General features: G+C 66.0%; 14 protein-coding genes and 1 pseudogene. 7 read left to right on the top strand and 8 right to left on the bottom strand.

Going from position 1 to position 14,010, the window contains the following annotated elements; translation table 11 throughout:
- Window positions 1-81: 81 nt before the first annotated feature.
- Together ACFFNX_RS02550 and ACFFNX_RS02545 are read left to right on the top strand one after the other, a co-directional pair.
- Window positions 82-984, top strand: a complete 903-nt coding sequence (locus ACFFNX_RS02550; protein WP_378194474.1) for an SDR family oxidoreductase — start codon at window positions 82-84, stop codon at window positions 982-984.
- Window positions 981-2,429, top strand: a complete 1,449-nt coding sequence (locus ACFFNX_RS02545; RefSeq protein WP_378194375.1) for a DHA2 family efflux MFS transporter permease subunit — start codon at window positions 981-983, stop codon at window positions 2,427-2,429. Before ACFFNX_RS02550 ends, ACFFNX_RS02545 begins: the two co-directional genes overlap by 4 nt.
- 412 nt (window positions 2,430-2,841) lie before the next feature.
- Here ACFFNX_RS02545 and ACFFNX_RS02540 read toward each other — a convergent pair whose 3' ends face one another.
- Genes ACFFNX_RS02540 through ACFFNX_RS02530 form a run of 3 tightly spaced genes read right to left on the bottom strand, consistent with a single transcriptional unit; the run spans window position 2,842 to window position 3,684 of the window.
- Window positions 2,842-3,225: a DUF6192 family protein gene (locus tag ACFFNX_RS02540; RefSeq protein ID WP_378194471.1), complete on the bottom strand. Its 384-nt coding sequence runs from the start codon at window positions 3,223-3,225 to the stop codon at window positions 2,842-2,844.
- Window positions 3,128-3,469 (bottom strand): DUF6192 family protein, encoded by a 342-nt coding sequence (locus tag ACFFNX_RS02535; RefSeq protein WP_378194372.1) that lies wholly within the window; start codon window positions 3,467-3,469, stop codon window positions 3,128-3,130. Before ACFFNX_RS02535 ends, ACFFNX_RS02540 begins: the two co-directional genes overlap by 98 nt.
- Before the next feature lie 32 nt (window positions 3,470-3,501).
- Window positions 3,502-3,684 (bottom strand): hypothetical protein, encoded by a 183-nt coding sequence (locus ACFFNX_RS02530; protein ID WP_378194369.1) that lies wholly within the window; start codon window positions 3,682-3,684, stop codon window positions 3,502-3,504.
- A gap of 1,072 nt (window positions 3,685-4,756) precedes the next feature.
- Between ACFFNX_RS02530 and ACFFNX_RS02525 the strand changes: the two genes are divergently transcribed.
- A complete protein-coding gene (locus ACFFNX_RS02525; RefSeq protein WP_378194366.1) occupies window positions 4,757-5,197 on the top strand; it encodes a DUF5999 family protein in 441 nt (146 codons plus the stop codon).
- Window positions 5,198-6,236: 1,039 nt separating this feature from the next.
- Here the strand turns inward: ACFFNX_RS02525 and ACFFNX_RS02520 are convergent.
- The 5 genes from ACFFNX_RS02520 to ACFFNX_RS02500 form a co-directional block, all read right to left on the bottom strand.
- A complete protein-coding gene (locus ACFFNX_RS02520; RefSeq protein WP_378194363.1) occupies window positions 6,237-8,462 on the bottom strand; it encodes an ATP-binding protein in 2,226 nt (741 codons plus the stop codon).
- An 806-nt stretch (window positions 8,463-9,268) separates the two neighbouring features.
- Complete coding sequence (locus ACFFNX_RS02515; RefSeq protein ID WP_378194468.1) at window positions 9,269-9,349, bottom strand: hypothetical protein; 81 nt, start codon at window positions 9,347-9,349, stop codon at window positions 9,269-9,271.
- Between the two features lie 219 nt (window positions 9,350-9,568).
- Window positions 9,569-10,006 carry a hypothetical protein gene (locus tag ACFFNX_RS02510; RefSeq protein ID WP_378194360.1) on the bottom strand — a complete coding sequence of 146 codons (438 nt, stop codon included), beginning with the start codon at window positions 10,004-10,006 and terminating at the stop codon, window positions 9,569-9,571.
- A gap of 330 nt (window positions 10,007-10,336) precedes the next feature.
- Complete coding sequence (locus ACFFNX_RS02505) at window positions 10,337-10,777, bottom strand: hypothetical protein (RefSeq protein ID WP_378194357.1); 441 nt, start codon at window positions 10,775-10,777, stop codon at window positions 10,337-10,339.
- A gap of 453 nt (window positions 10,778-11,230) precedes the next feature.
- Window positions 11,231-11,734, bottom strand: coding sequence for a MarR family winged helix-turn-helix transcriptional regulator (locus tag ACFFNX_RS02500; protein ID WP_378194354.1), 504 nt, complete (start codon window positions 11,732-11,734; stop codon window positions 11,231-11,233).
- Window positions 11,735-11,823: 89 nt separating this feature from the next.
- Here ACFFNX_RS02500 and ACFFNX_RS02495 point away from each other — a divergent pair, with 89 nt between their 5' ends.
- The 4 genes and pseudogenes from ACFFNX_RS02495 (at window position 11,824) to ACFFNX_RS02480 (ending at window position 13,973) form a co-directional block, all read left to right on the top strand.
- Window positions 11,824-12,312 carry a cupin domain-containing protein gene (locus ACFFNX_RS02495; RefSeq protein WP_378194352.1) on the top strand — a complete coding sequence of 163 codons (489 nt, stop codon included), beginning with the start codon at window positions 11,824-11,826 and terminating at the stop codon, window positions 12,310-12,312.
- The gene (locus ACFFNX_RS02490; RefSeq protein WP_378194480.1) at window positions 12,309-12,527 is read left to right on the top strand and encodes a hypothetical protein; all 219 of its coding nucleotides are present in this window, start codon (window positions 12,309-12,311) and stop codon (window positions 12,525-12,527) included. The genes ACFFNX_RS02495 and ACFFNX_RS02490 overlap by 4 nt, the downstream gene beginning before the upstream one ends.
- A pseudogene (locus ACFFNX_RS02485) lies at window positions 12,524-13,728 on the top strand (MFS transporter). Before ACFFNX_RS02490 ends, ACFFNX_RS02485 begins: the two are co-directional and overlap by 4 nt.
- Window positions 13,659-13,973 carry a hypothetical protein gene (locus tag ACFFNX_RS02480; protein WP_378194349.1) on the top strand — a complete coding sequence of 105 codons (315 nt, stop codon included), beginning with the start codon at window positions 13,659-13,661 and terminating at the stop codon, window positions 13,971-13,973. The pseudogene ACFFNX_RS02485 and the gene ACFFNX_RS02480 overlap by 70 nt, the downstream one beginning before the upstream one ends.
- Window positions 13,974-14,010: the final 37 nt, after the last annotated feature.

Below are 14,010 nucleotides of genomic sequence, written 5' to 3'. Positions count from 1 at the left end.
GTACCCGCAAGTACGTTATAACTACTATCTACTTGCTTTTCTGTAGTGGATGCTTTTATTGTGCTAAAGACAGTTGGTTCGATGAGTCAAGGGGAAAAAATGATCTTGGTAACGGGCGCGGCCGGGAAGGCCGGATCCGGGGTGGTCAGGGCGTTCGCCCGCCGTGGCGTGCCGGTGCGAGCGCTGGTGCACGAACCGGCGCGAGCGTCGTGGCTGACCCAGCTGCCCGGCGTCTCCGTGTTCGCGGGTGATCTCCGCAACCGCGCCACACTGGGGCCGGCGTTGGAGGGGGTCAAGCGGGCCCTGCTGATCTCCTCGCCGCGCGAGGAAATGGTCGATGCGCAGATCAGCTTCATTGACGCCGCGCAGGCGGCCGGAGTGCCGCACGTCGTAAAGTTCTCGGGCCGCGAGGCCGGCGTCGGCTTCGACCAGGAGGTGTTCCGCGGCACTCGCTGGCATGGCCAGATCGAGCGCTACCTGGAGCGGTCCGGGCTGATCTGGACGCACCTGCGGCCCAGCCAATTCATGCAGAACTACCTTCCCAGCTCCATCACCGGCGTCGACGTAATGGCACGGGAACTGGTCATGCCGATCGGGGACGCCCAGCTCTCACCCGTCGATATCGCCGACATCGCTGAGATCGCGGTCGGGGTCCTGACCAGCGACGGCCACGAAAACCTGGCCTACGACATCACCGGCCCCGAGGCCTTGAGCATGACCGAGATCGTCGAGCGCATCTCTGCGGCGACCGGCACGCCCTTCCGCTACATCGAGGTCACCCTCGAGGAACAGCGGCGCCGCTATACCGCCGCTGGTCTGCCCCCGCACGTGGTGGACCTGTTCGACGAGCAGTTCAGCGAGCGCCGACGCACTCCGGTGGCCCGGGTCGAGCTCGCCGCCCACCACGCCTTCGGGGTGACCCCGACCAGTTTCGCCGCGTTCGCCCGCGACCACGCCGCCGAGTTCACCGGACCGACCCGGTGACCGGCACCGCCCGGGATCGCGCCTGGGCGCTGGCGCTGACTTCGGTCGGTTCGTTCATGGTGATCCTGGACATGCTGGTGGTAGCCACCGCGCTCAGCGCCATCCAGCGCGACTTCCACGCGTCACTGGCGGATCTGGAGTGGACGGTCACCGCGTATTCACTCAGCTTTGCCGCCCTGCTGATGACCGCCTCAGTGCTGGGCGACCGGTTCGGGCGCCGCCGTATCTTCGCGATCGGGCTGGCCCTGTTCGGCTTCGCCTCGGCGGCCTGCGCCCGGGCGCCGAGCATCGGCTGGCTGATCGTGGAGCGGATCATCCAGGGCACCGGCGCCGCGGTGATCATGCCGATGGCGCTGGCCCTGCTGAACGCGGCGTTCCCGCCGCAGCGACGCGGCTGGGCGATCGGGGTGTATGGCGGGGTCACCGGGCTCGGGGCGCTGCTGGGGCCGATCATCGGGGGCGCGGTCACCGAAGGGCTGAGCTGGCAGTGGATCTTCTGGCTGAACGTGCCGATCGCGGCAGTGGCAATACCGCTGGTGCTGACCCGGCTTCCGGAGAGCCGCGGGGCCGCCCGACGGGCCGACCTTCCCGGATTGCTGGTGTTCAGTGCCGGAGTACTGGCCCTGGTCTGGGGGCTGGTCCGCGGCGGCGACGCCGGCTGGGGCAGCGGGGAGGTGGTCGGGACACTGGTGGCCGGCCTACTACTGGTGGCGGTGTTCGTCGGCTGGCAACGGCGCACCACGGCACCGATGATCCCGTTGCGGCTGTTCAGGTCAAGGGCGTTCTCCGCCGGCAACGTGGCCATCTTCTTCCTCAACGCCTCAATGAGCGGCGCGGTGTTCCTGACCGCCCAGTTCCAGCAAATCGCGCTGGGCCACGGACCGCTGAACGCGGCGCTCCGGCTGCTGCCGTGGGGCGTGGCGCCGTTCCTGATCGCGCCGCTGGCTGGTTCCCTGGCCGCTCGGGTTGGTGCACGGCGGCTCGCGGTGACGGGCCTGCTGCTCCAGGGAGCGGGGATGGGATGGACCGGGTTGGCCTCACACCCCGGCGTCGGCTACGCCACGCTGGTCGTCCCGATCAGCCTGTCGGGAATCGGTTTCGCAGCAGCCATCCCGATCCTGACCCGCTCGGCGGTCAGCGATGTCGACTTGTCCGATGTCGGTACCGCGTCCGGGGTGTACAGCACCTTTCGGCAACTCGGCGGCGCATTCGGCGTCGCGGTGCTCGGCGCGCTGTTCGCGGGCTTTGGAGGCTACGACTCCGCCGCCGTGTTCAGCGACGGCTACACCGCCGCCATGCTCGCCGCCGCCGCCGCTGCGCTGATCGGCGCCACCGTGTCCGTCGGTCTGCCCACGACCGTTCGTCGGCTGGTGCCCCCGGCTGAGCGCGACGCATCGAGCACGTCGGAACTGCTCAGCGCGGGACGGGGTGCCGACCCGGGCTGATGTCCTCACGCTACCGGCCACGAGGAGGATGACGGGAACGTCGGTGCAGTGAACGGACGTATTATCAGCCGCAAACCAGGCGGATTTGATGTGGTCTAGCAGCCCAGACCGACGGCTCCCGGGAGGATTAGGCCATGGGTCGGCAGCCGGTCAGGCTAAATGAGCTGGTCGAGCACTGGACGGTGCTCGATGACAAAGCCGAGCTCACTGTAGGGCAAGCGAGGCCCGACGCAGTTGGGGTCCGCCCTGTTGCTGAAGTACTACACGCGGCATGGCCGGTTTCCGCGTGGACGGGCGGGGTTCCCCCGACGAGGTCGTCGGCTACGTCGCGCGGCAGATGAAAGTTCACGCTGCCGGCCCGGGTTTTACGAGTGGTCTGGACGGAGGATCGAGTATCACCATGCCCAGACCGTCAGCACTGGGCTTTCGGGGGTGCGGGGTGGCCGACGCGGAGAAGCTGACGGCCTGGTCGGCCGCCGATGTCGCGCAGGCCGAACGGCACCCGATCGGGTCCGTGAGGAGCTGCTGAAGCATCCCCCATCCCCCAGTGGCGCCGGAGCCGACCCCTGTCGGCCCCGGCGCCTCTATACACCGAGAGCTTTCGATCAACTTTGGCAAGCTCGCTGCCAGCAAATCCAGGAGCTCCCGGCTGCGCTGCAGCTGCTCCAGCGCGGGCCGTGCCGGCGCAGCTGTTTCGCTCAACCGCTTGGCGGGACCGATCGAGCTGGGCACGGTTGACCATGTGGCGGGCGATCCCGTCGCCCATCGCCTTGAACCCAGCGTCCGGGCGGCGCAGCAGGTCGGTGACGCGACCACGGCGACCTGCTCATAGCCGCCAGGTCATGGATCGCCGTCACCCTCTCCGACACCGTCCGGGGATGGTTGTCCTTCTGCCCGACGACGCGTTTGGCTGCGTTCTCGGGCCACTCATGGCGGCCAGTGCGCTCGTTCAGCCGCGGATCGGTGATGCGTTTCCATCGTTCGGCGTCGTCCGGGCAGGTCAGCCAGGATTCTGTGGACGCCGTATGCTGGTGCTGCACCGGCCAGCGCGAAGACGCCTGCCGGCGCGACTTCAGTGTCCGACCGGGATGCGGGTGTCATCGAACAGCCGCTGCATGTCCGCCTCGACGCTGAACAGCTCATCGGCCGGGTACGCGCCGCCGGCCTGCTGGATCGGCTCGATCTCCAGCGCAGCGTCGCCGGCCTCGAACTGGTCGCGGGTATGTCGTTCGTCGATCTGAAGGATCCGCGTCACCAGCTGCTGATAGCACTCGATGCTGACCTGACCGACCTTGCCGGCGTCGGCACCATGCGTACGGGTGGGGGTGTTAATCTCCGGGGTCCTCTCGCGGTGGGCTCCTGGCGCCCGGGGGGCGTGAACCATGGGTGTGCCAGTGGCTTTCCGCCGCCGCCATGCCCGGCTCCGGCACTTGGGACTACAAAAGATCGCCCCACCTGCCGCTCGGCACCGGCCACCCATTCGGTTTCGCACTCCGGACACACCGCAAATGCCGAGCCCGGCACCGCGCAGTGCAGAACACCGCATCCGGCCGCAACCAGCCCGGAAGCGACTCCCCACATCCCAGGAACCACAGCTGCGCACCCTCGGCCACCCGCAAGCGTGACCGCATGCGACAGGGCCGACAAGGGGCAGACCGAGCACTCCGGGAAGGGCAACGAATCTTGCCCGTGGACCCGGTTTCGGCTGCGGGCTGGGGCTGGATCGCCATCGAATGACCCGGCGCGCCGGGCACCCGTTCCGGATGCAATCATGGAACCGCCCGCGTCGTTTCGCACCCTTCCGACGCGGGTTGTCCGTGTGAGGGCAGCCTCCCGGGGGCAACGGTCGCGCATCACACGGCCGCCCCGGGCGGCATCCCGTCCAGGTGAGGGCGGCACGCATTCGCGTTCTGCAGGCGTCACGGCGTGGCGCTTGGACGTGACGCTCACCGGGCCGGTGGAGGTGCGCCGGAGCGCCCGTGGCTCTCTTGCGGGGGTAAGAATGCGCCTCATCAACCACCCACGCGGTGCGGGGAAACGACGTCGGGCCCACCCCCGGCCCGGAATGTGGCCCATCGGCGTCGTGTGCGAGGGCGGGGAGGCCTTGTCTCCCGCCGGGCCTCGCACGCTGACAGGCTCACGGTAGCCGGCCGCGACCACGTGATCACGCGCGCGTGTCGAACCAGGCCCGCCCCGCTCAGAACCACTTAAGTACCCCTCTAGGTAGTTTCCCTGATTTGCGCTGGTCAGGCCTTCGACAGGGTGGTGAGCGAAGGACCAAGGATGCCGTTCGCAGCCAGTGAAAGGAGAGGGGGCGAAGCCCGATGATGAACACCTGTGCGGGCTTTGGTGCGATCTGTGAGGAGATCGAGCGGATCGAGCGCGTGAGACCACACCTGCGCGACCTCGGCGACCTCGCCGACCAGGACCGCCGGCTGGCCGCCTTGTGTGCGCGCCGTAACGCACTCGCCGGGTCAGAGGGTGCGGGCATGAACACGATCTGTGCGCCCGCCCCGGCCGGCGCTGCCAAGCCGGGCCGCCCGCCGGGCCAGGCCGCCGACGGCGGTGGCGTATGCGGGCATCGGCCGCCCTGCCCACCCGCCGATGCTCCCGACCACGACGCGGCCCGTCTGGTCGACTACCACCCCGAACAGGGACGGGGGCTGCTGTACGACGGCGTGATCGTCTTCGACGACATCGGCGAACCACTCCCCGGCGGGCACAGCATCCCCATCCACAACGACATGTTCGAACCGGCGGCCGCATAGGCCGCGCCGACTCGACGCTCGGCAACGCGGGCCCAACTCCCCCCGCACCGAGCGTCACAACGGATGGACCAGGCCTCACCGATCCCCCAAACCCCGGTAAGGCACCCCGCACAGGCCCATCCGTCCCCCGCCCGACGCCGGGCCGGCCATCACACACCGGAGCCCCGATGCCGGCCCGGCGCCGGGTCACAACGAACCCACCGACGGGGCATGGCCGACGGGTACAGGCCCGAACGAGGTCGCGGCCATGCCCCTAATCAGGCCCGGCGACGAAACCCCCACGCCACCGCCGGACGGGTCGTTGCCCCGGCCTATTTAGCCTGCCCCCGACAACGTTCCCCGCAGGGATCCCCGTACCGCCAACAAGATCAACGGGTTAGGAGCGGGCACTTTAAAGCTCGCGTCGTCTCAATCGCTGCCGGCCGCAGGCCGGGACATGTTGTGAGTGGAGGCTCGACCGCGACGACGGGGGCCCGGTCGCAGAACCACCCCTGAGTAGGGGCGGGCTTGTTGGGGGGATGGGCGACCGTCCTAGATAGCACGGGCGAGGTGCTTCCCTGCGGAAGCAGCGTGTTCGTCCGCCTGATACGTCCGAGCCCTCGGCGGACCAGACCCAGCTTGGCAGTCGGCGGGATTGGGCGGCACTCAGCACGTCCAATCGAGCGTTCATATCCCGGGCCTTCGTCGCCGACCTGACGGCGGCGAAGTGCTCCCCGCGCGGCGTGAGGCCTTTCCGGAGCTTCGCACCTCCCTCCGGACGCCGGGGCCGGCACCTCGTTGCCGGCCCCGGCGTCAGGCCACGCTGCAGGTGCGCTGCGGCAAGTGCATCCGCAGCACTGTCCCCGACCAAGGGCCATGAGTGGGCACTGACTTGGTCCAGCGCGACGCGGAACAACGCAGGCTTGTCTGGGTGGGGCCCGATATTACGCATGTGGCCGGTGGCCCGGGACCGAATGGGTCGGCGAGACATTTTATCGATACCGGGCAGCGCGGTATATATTTCGCCTATGCATGGCCATCGTCGGGCCGCGGGGGTTAGTCAGCACCTGCCGTTCATGGACCACGACGCGATCTGCAATCGGGAGGTGAAGCCGAGTTTGGTCAAGATATTTTCGACATGGTTTTCCGCCGTACGCTGGGCTATTACAAGCGTGGCGGCGATCTCTTTGTTGGACATCCCTTGGGCTATGAGATCGGCAACTTCTCGTTCGCGGCGGGTCAGGGTTGGTGAAAGCTTGCGTCCTTGCTGACACTCGTCGGCATCGGGAATCTTTTCGCCGAGGGCACAGTTTAGAGCCTGGTCACTGGTGAGAGTGGCGCCATGCTGAAAAGTTGCCGTGAACGCTTCATGTCCGAGCGCATCACGTACCCTGCGTTCGCAGGCAGCGTGAGAAGCCGACAGCGGGGGAACTTGCGATGGCAGCGTACCGAGCGATCGCCATCGCGAATAGGCAGCGCCTAGTAGCTGCGCCGCATGTTGATGCCGATCCTCGCTTGCCGCCATCCAGGCCATGACCTCAAGGGACTGCGTCACGCTCAACAGGCATACGTCGTCAATGGATTGTTGAGTCCGAAGACATTCCTTGACAAAATCTGCGGCTCTACCCGTGTCGCCTCGCCGGTAATATTGAAGACCGATGGTCCACAGAGATAGAGGGCGATATGTCTCCGCCTTAAACATGTCGATCAGCGTGAGTGACTCCTCACAGGCAGCGATAGCCTTATCTGTCTCACCAAGGGCGCCGAACGCATGAGCCAAGAAGTGCAACGTCCACCAACGGGTACAGGCCAGACCATCCATCTCGAGACATCGATTGAGGGCCTCGTATAGCAAAGGGATCGCTTCGGATGGGCAGCCTCGGTGGAGTGCCGCTTGCCCAAAGCATGTCGTGACGCGCGCGACAGCCTCAGAATCACCTAGCCGAACTGCCACGGAATGGGATTCATGCAGGAGTGATCGCGCCGTATCCGTATCGCCTTGAAGGAGGGCATACCGGCCGGCGACGCGCAGCGCCTTAACCCGGGCCCTTGTCTGCATGTGATCTTGTTCCAGCGCCTGCCCCAGCCAGTGACGACACTCGCCCAATAGCCCGTGGAAGCCCCAGTAGTCATCGTTGGTAGCAACGATCTGGAAGACATGCTGTGTTTCGCCAGGCTCGGTCAATGAGAACAGGAGCGCCGCCCGCAAGTTGTCATGGTCCAAGTGTAGGCGACTAAACCAGTCTAGCTGATGCGGCCCAAACCGTGCCTTTTCGGATTCCAGGATCATTCGCTCGCAGTAATCACGATGCTGACGTCGCAAAACCCTTTCTTCACCCGAGTCGGTCAATAGCATCAGGCCGTACTCGCGGATTGTTTCCAGAAGACGGTATCGGGCGCTGGTGCGTTGACAGTGTTCTCTGATCAGGAGTGACTTGTCGATCAGGCCTGTGACCAGTTCGAGCGCGCTTTCCCGCGTGATCGCACCATCATGACAACAGATATTCTCCACAGCATCCAGATCAAACTGGCCGGGGAACACGGACAGCCTTTGCCACAGCAGCCGTTCCTCGGATGAGCACAGCTGATAGCTCCAATCGACCGCCGCTCGCAGCGTCTGTTGATGCGGTGGTGCAATGTGGCATGCGCCGGTCAACAACCGGAAACGGTCATCGAGACGTTCCAAGATCTGCTCCACCGACAACGACCGCAAGCGGACCGCTGCCAGCTCGATCGCCAGTGGAATCCCGTCCAGCCACTGGCACAACCGTGCCACCGTCTGGCGGTTGCGGTCTGTTATGGCAAAGTCTGCAGCAGATGCCTTGGCGCGCTCCATGAACAGACGCACCGCTTCACTCTCGTTGAGGGCCTCGGCCGAGACCGGCGCGTCGAGATCAGGCGTGGACAGCGGTGGCACGGCCAGAACATGTTCGCCACTGATACCCAGCGCCTGGCGACTTGTGGCCAGTACCCGTACGCCAGGGGCGGTCTTCAACAACCTGTCAGCCAACTCCGCGCACGCCTCCGTCACGTGCTCGCAACCATCCAGCAACAGCAGCAGTCGCTTGTCGGAGACAAAGGCCACCAACGAGTCCAGGGGCGGTCCCAGCGGCCGGTCCTCCAGTCCCAGTACGGCACCGACCGTCTGCGCCAACAAGTCCCCGTTCTGCAATGGGGCAAGCTCTACGCTCCAGACGCCATCGGGGAACGTGCGCCGCGCCTCGGCTGCGACCCTTCGCGCCAGTCGCGTCTTGCCGACACCGCCCACACCGGTCAGTGTCAGCAATCGGGTACGCCCCAACAACCGTCGCGTGTCGAATGACTCGTGGCGTCGGCCAACGAAGCTGGTCTGGTCGACCGGCAGGTTCCCTACCCCCTGCCAGGACCGCTGAGCAGGCATAACGTGTACAGCATACGCCCGATGCCAAAGGGGAGAAAAGGTCGTCTTCATCAACCACCGCCGTCGACCTCGTCGGCTGCCCGATCCTGACCGCCCTCATGCCCGACCGGCGCATCCGCATCCAGCCACGCGTCGCAAACTCGTTATCTCCAAACAACGCCAGGGGCACCATCGACCGAACCAGTTACAAGACCACCGTCAGCATCGACATGAACATGGGCGGTCTCGACAGCACACGGCACGGACACCTCTCGGCTGCGGGCTCGCACCCGGATCAGGTCGCCCTCATCCATCACATCCTCGATGACCAGCGGCGACAACCCACGAAGACCAGCCACACAAGATCATCAACATCAAGCACGACCCAACGTGATGCGCCACGACCGTCTGTTACCACCGAAAGTGCGACAGAGCCGAACGCTGGAGAGATACCCCCGCCGGCTGCTCTGATCCAGTCGGCGAGGTCGCCGATCGCGGTGTCATCGTTGAGGAATCCGATCCATATCGGGTGGGTGCCGTGTCGGCGTTCTTCGGCCGGCGGGTGGACCACGACGATGTTGTCTTCGGCGCATGGCCCGAGGCAGCTGGAGAGCAGGACTGGTCACGAATGCGCCTCGTCACGGCCGGGGAACCGGCGCCCGGAACACGCCGGGACCTGCCGGAGCGCTCGCTCGCTCCTCCGGCCGCCCGGCTCACAGGACGGCGCTCAGCGCCTCGGCCTCGATGGGGTCGCTCAGCCGGATGCCGGTGCCGTGGCCCTCGGCGTACTGCATGAGCGTGAATCGGGCAGTCGGCGTCAGCGGGCCCCGTGATCACATAGTTGATCACGGGGCCGCTCTGTCTTCGACCAGCGCGCTACCGATCGACCTCATCCCGAAGCAACGGGATGGGTATCGCGAAAGGAACAGTCGCGTAGAAGCCTCGATAGGCGCCGAGATGCCTGGAACCCTTGCCCGGGATTACGGGCCGAACAGCATCCATGCTTGGCGATGTCAGCCGCAGTGCGAGAAGGCATCGTTCCACTGGATGAAGACCCCGTTGATCGGTACGCCGCCACCCCAATCAATGCATGTGCCCGGAGCGTTTATCTTCACCGGACCAGAGTAGAAGGCGTAATTTCCATCGTCAGCTTTGTAACCAGAAATAACTCCCGGCAATGTTTCTTTCGCAATGTAGGCTAGCGTTTCGGTCGTGGTTCCCGCGTATGGGGAGTTCTTCCACGTAACCACGCAGTCCGTGGTGCCGTTGTACAACAGGTGAATGGTCGTGACCGCGCCGAGGTTGTGATGGTCGATCTCGTGGTAGCTGCCGCCGCCGCACGCCGCGATCGGTGACGATGCCGCCTCTGCTGGATCACTCACGGCCACCGATCCGGCAAGCACCACCGCGGCGGCAACGGCGAATACCGATCCCTGCTTGAACTTTCGCACTGGTACATTACGTTCCATATGTAACTTTGGGACATCGGGAGAGTAATGGATAAGGCACGGCTGCGTTTGAGAAATCGGGGTGTTCAACAAGTATGCGGGCACCCGTTTCTCTACGCTTTCGGGCATGGAACCCGCCCCTGAGCCCAGGCTGCCGTACCCGCACGTCCGCAACGATTGGTGACGACACGCCAGCGCTACTTGGTTCGGAGATTCAGCCGATCACGACTTTCGGGCGTCCAGGAGGGCCGTCGGAAGCCTCGCTTCGGAGGTCTTCGTGTTCCTCGCTCTCGGTGGATGCGACGAACACGAAGACGCAATTCGCATCCAGCGTCAGATGTAGAACAGGGTGGTGTAGTGGTTCCCGCCCTTGATGTCGATTCTCCCGGACACACCAATCCCTCCGACCCGGGCTATGTAAACAGGACCGGCATAGTAGTGGTAATTACCGGCATCCTTGTCAGGGAGGCCGTTACCGTTGGTCTCCACTCGAACTTCGAGCCAACTCGTCTTGCCGAGGTACGTGGACGTCGGCCGAGTAACGGCGCACACTCGCGAGGCCGCGTGCGCATAGGACTTCTGGTACCAGTACACATAACCGACGGTCTTCTTCGGGCTGCCCGCCGGGGGAACGTTGACGGCCACCTTCCCTTGGTACGTGTAACCCGCGCAGGGGGCACTGGCCGCGCTGGCGCCCGAGGACACGGACACCAGGGCGCCCGCAGCGACGCCGACGGCAGCCAAAACCCCGGCTACTTTCGTACGAAACTTCACGATCCGACTCCTCTTGTAAATTCTAGTGCGCCCTATGACCGACCTAAGGGCTGCCACATACCGAACGGATTACGATCCGATCAATGGCCATTTTTCGGTCGAGTCGACTCACTCATTTGTGGTTACGTGAACGGCACTGGACGTGTCGCTCCGGACCTTTTCCGCGCCACTACACATGATCGGCCGGCGGGCTCGCCCAACGGGACGACCAGTAGCCCGGGCAGCGATTACGTGCGTCTTCTCCGGTTTTCCCAGGCCCTCTAGCAGGGACGAGTTCAGTTCACCGTCACGCAGTAAACGATCACGACCGCGTACCGTCCCGAGGGACTTGGAACGCCCGAAGACTGCCACCTATCGACGGTAGACACAGCCTTTCCCGCGCCACCAGGTTCGCCTTGCACAGTGAGGCGGGCACCCAGTATCGGAATGCTGAGCCGGTTCGGCGCTCGACGATCAATCCACAAGCGTCCGCACCAGCGTGCGGAGGGCGTCTTCCAGGGCGCGGCTCTCCCCATCGCCGAGGCGGGACGACAACACGGACAGCCGGGCGGCGTGCTCGCCGAGGGCGGCGTCGACGGCCCGCAGCCCCTTGCCCGTCAGAGTGATGCGAAAGCTGCGCCGGTCGTCGGGATCGAGGCTGCGCTCGACCAACCCGGCGACCTCCAGCCGGTCGATCCGGCTGGTCATGCCGGCCCGCGACATCATCAGCTCGGCCGCCATCTCCGATGGGGTCAGTGTGTACGGTGGGCCGGAGCGGCGCAGTGCGGCGAGTACGTCGAACTCGCCGCGGCGCAGGCCGTGTCGCGCGAACACGGCCTCGCTCGCGGGGCCGAGCATCGCCGCCACCTGCACCAGCCGCCCGAAGACCCCCATCGCCGACAGGTCGAGGTCGGGCCGTTCCCGGCGCCACTGATCGATGATCACGTCCATCGCGTCTCGGCGGTCGCCCTCACTCATGCCCTCAGTCTATTCGCCACATGATAGTTTGATGACGTACTATATTGATGTTTATTATCAGCCAGCTGACTATTAGGAGGCGGCCAGACATGTCATCGATCAGCGAGAGCGTGCTGTTCGTACGCGGCGCGCAGGCGGAAGTGGTCGGGAGGGCGCCAAGCGTGACCCGGCTGCTGACCGACGGCGGGGCCACCGGCGAGACGATGAGCGCCATCCACACCACGATGGGCAGCGGCGTCGACGGGCCCCCGCCGCACTACCACTCCGGCTCGGCCGAGATCTTCTTCATCATCGGCGGCGGCCTCCAGGTGCTCGCGGGCGAGCGGATCTTCACGGCCGTGGCGGGTGACTTCCTCGTGGTCCCGCCGCTCACGCCGCATGCGTTCCGCACGCCGGACGACACCGGTGCGGACCTACTGATAATCAAGCCCACGGCCGAGCGGTTCGAGTACTTCCGTCTGGTGGACCGCGTGGTGAAGGGCCAGGCGAGCCCGGCGGAGATCCTCGACAACCAGGACCGCTTCGACAATCACTTCGTCGAGAGCAAGGCCTGGCACGAGGGCCGGGGGAACCGGTGAGTGTATCCGTCGCGCAGGCGGCGAAGGTCGGCGGCCGCTCGGACGCCCGGCGGTGGCTCTCCCTGACTGTCATCCTGGTCGCCGCGTTCATGGATCTGCTGGACGTGACCGTCGTCAATGTCGCCGTCCCGAGCATCCAGCGCGACGTGGGCGCGGGTACTCCACCGTCGGCTGGGTCACCGCCGGGTACACACTCGCCTTCGCCGCCGTTCTGATCAGCGGCGGCCGGCTCGGAGACATCTACGGGCGGCGGCGCCTACTCCAGATCGGCATCGCGGGTTTCACCATCGCCTCCCTGCTGTGCGGCACGGCCACCGGACCCGGGATGCTCATCTGCGCCCGCTTCCTCCAGGGCGGCACGGCGGCGCTCATGATCCCGCAGGTTCTTTCGATCATCCACGTGAGCTTCCCGGCGGAAGAACGCGGCAAGGTCTTCGGCATGTACGGCGCGGTCGGCGGGCTGGCCGTGGTAGCGGGCCCGCTCCTCGGGGGACTGTTCGTCCGGATGAACCTGTTCGGCTGGGACTGGCGGCCGATCTTCCTGGTCAACATCCCGGTCGGTCTTCTCGGGATCGTCGCCGCGTCGATCTTCGTACGAGAGTCGCGCTCGCCCGACCCGCTCCGCGTCGACGTCGGCGGTGTGATCCTGGCGACTGGGAGCGTGTCGCTGCTGGTGTACCCGCTGGTGCAAGGGCGGGAACTGGGCTGGCCCGGATGGGCGTTCGCGCTGATGGTCGGCTCGATCGCCACGTTCGCGGCGTTCATCCTCTACGAGCGGCGGGTGATCACGCGCGGCGGCGCGCCCCTGGTGGTGCTGAGCCTGTTCCGGTCACGTGGATTCGCCGGGGGCTTCGCCGTCAACCTGCTGTTCAACACCGCGTACGGCACCTTCTTCCTGATGTGGACGCTGTACATGCAGGTCGGCCTGGGCTGGTCGGCACTGCACGCCGGGCTCACCGGCATTCCGTTCTTCATCGGTCTCGCTGCCTCGGCCGGCACGGCCGTGCAGTACCTGACGCCGCGGTTCGGGCGGAACGTACTCTGTTCACCGGTGGGCTCCTGCTGATCACGGGAATGCTCGGCATCGCCCTCGTCGCCGGCCGGTACGGCGCCGACATCCACTCGTGGCAGATGGGCGCACCGCTGTTCGTCATGGGACTGGGCATGGGGTACGTGGTCGCGCCGGTCATCGACTTCGCGCTGACCGAGGTGCCGCATGAGGACGCGGGGGCGGCCTCCGGCGCCTTCAACACCACGCAGCAGCTCGGCACCTCGATCGGCATCGCGCTGATGAGCGTGGTCTTCCTGACCGGACTGCCCGGTCAGGCCGGCCGGGGGTCGACGCGGTGGCGCCGCAGGTCCACCGGGAACTCTCGGCCGCCGGCGTGCCGCGGGCAACACAGGACGACGCGCTGACCCGCTTCCGTACATGCGCGCGTGACCGCGCGGGTGAGAAGGACCCTGCCACCGTCCCGGCGAGCTGCGCGACAGATGGCGGCACCGCCATCGCCGCGACCCTCGCGGCGAATGCGCCGAGGGCGCAGGCCGTCACCTTCGGCCGCGCCTACCGGGTCGGCATGTTCGGCGTCGCGGGATTGATGGTGCTGGTCACGGTTCTGATGCTCAGCCTGCCCCGCTTCGCGATACCCCGCGAACCGTGACACGACGCACGGCGTCACCGGGCCGATGCCGGGTCCG

Source organism: Actinoallomurus acaciae, from assembly GCF_042429965.1.
GTDB lineage: Bacteria > Actinomycetota > Actinomycetes > Streptosporangiales > Streptosporangiaceae > Actinoallomurus > Actinoallomurus acaciae.
This window is presented reverse-complemented; position numbering and strand designations above follow the sequence as displayed.

Coding starts and splice junctions, on each gene's coding strand:
- ACFFNX_RS02550 (WP_378194474.1), top strand. CDS start 82: ATGAGTCAAGGGGAAAAAATGATCTTGGTAACGGGCGCGGCCGGGAAG.
- ACFFNX_RS02525 (WP_378194366.1), top strand. CDS start 4,757: ATGAACACCTGTGCGGGCTTTGGTGCGATCTGTGAGGAGATCGAGCGG.
- ACFFNX_RS02515 (WP_378194468.1), bottom strand. CDS start 9,349: ATGCAGTACGCCGAGGGCCACGGCACCGGCATCCGGCTGAGCGACCCC.
- ACFFNX_RS02500 (WP_378194354.1), bottom strand. CDS start 11,734: ATGAGTGAGGGCGACCGCCGAGACGCGATGGACGTGATCATCGATCAG.
- ACFFNX_RS02495 (WP_378194352.1), top strand. CDS start 11,824: ATGTCATCGATCAGCGAGAGCGTGCTGTTCGTACGCGGCGCGCAGGCG.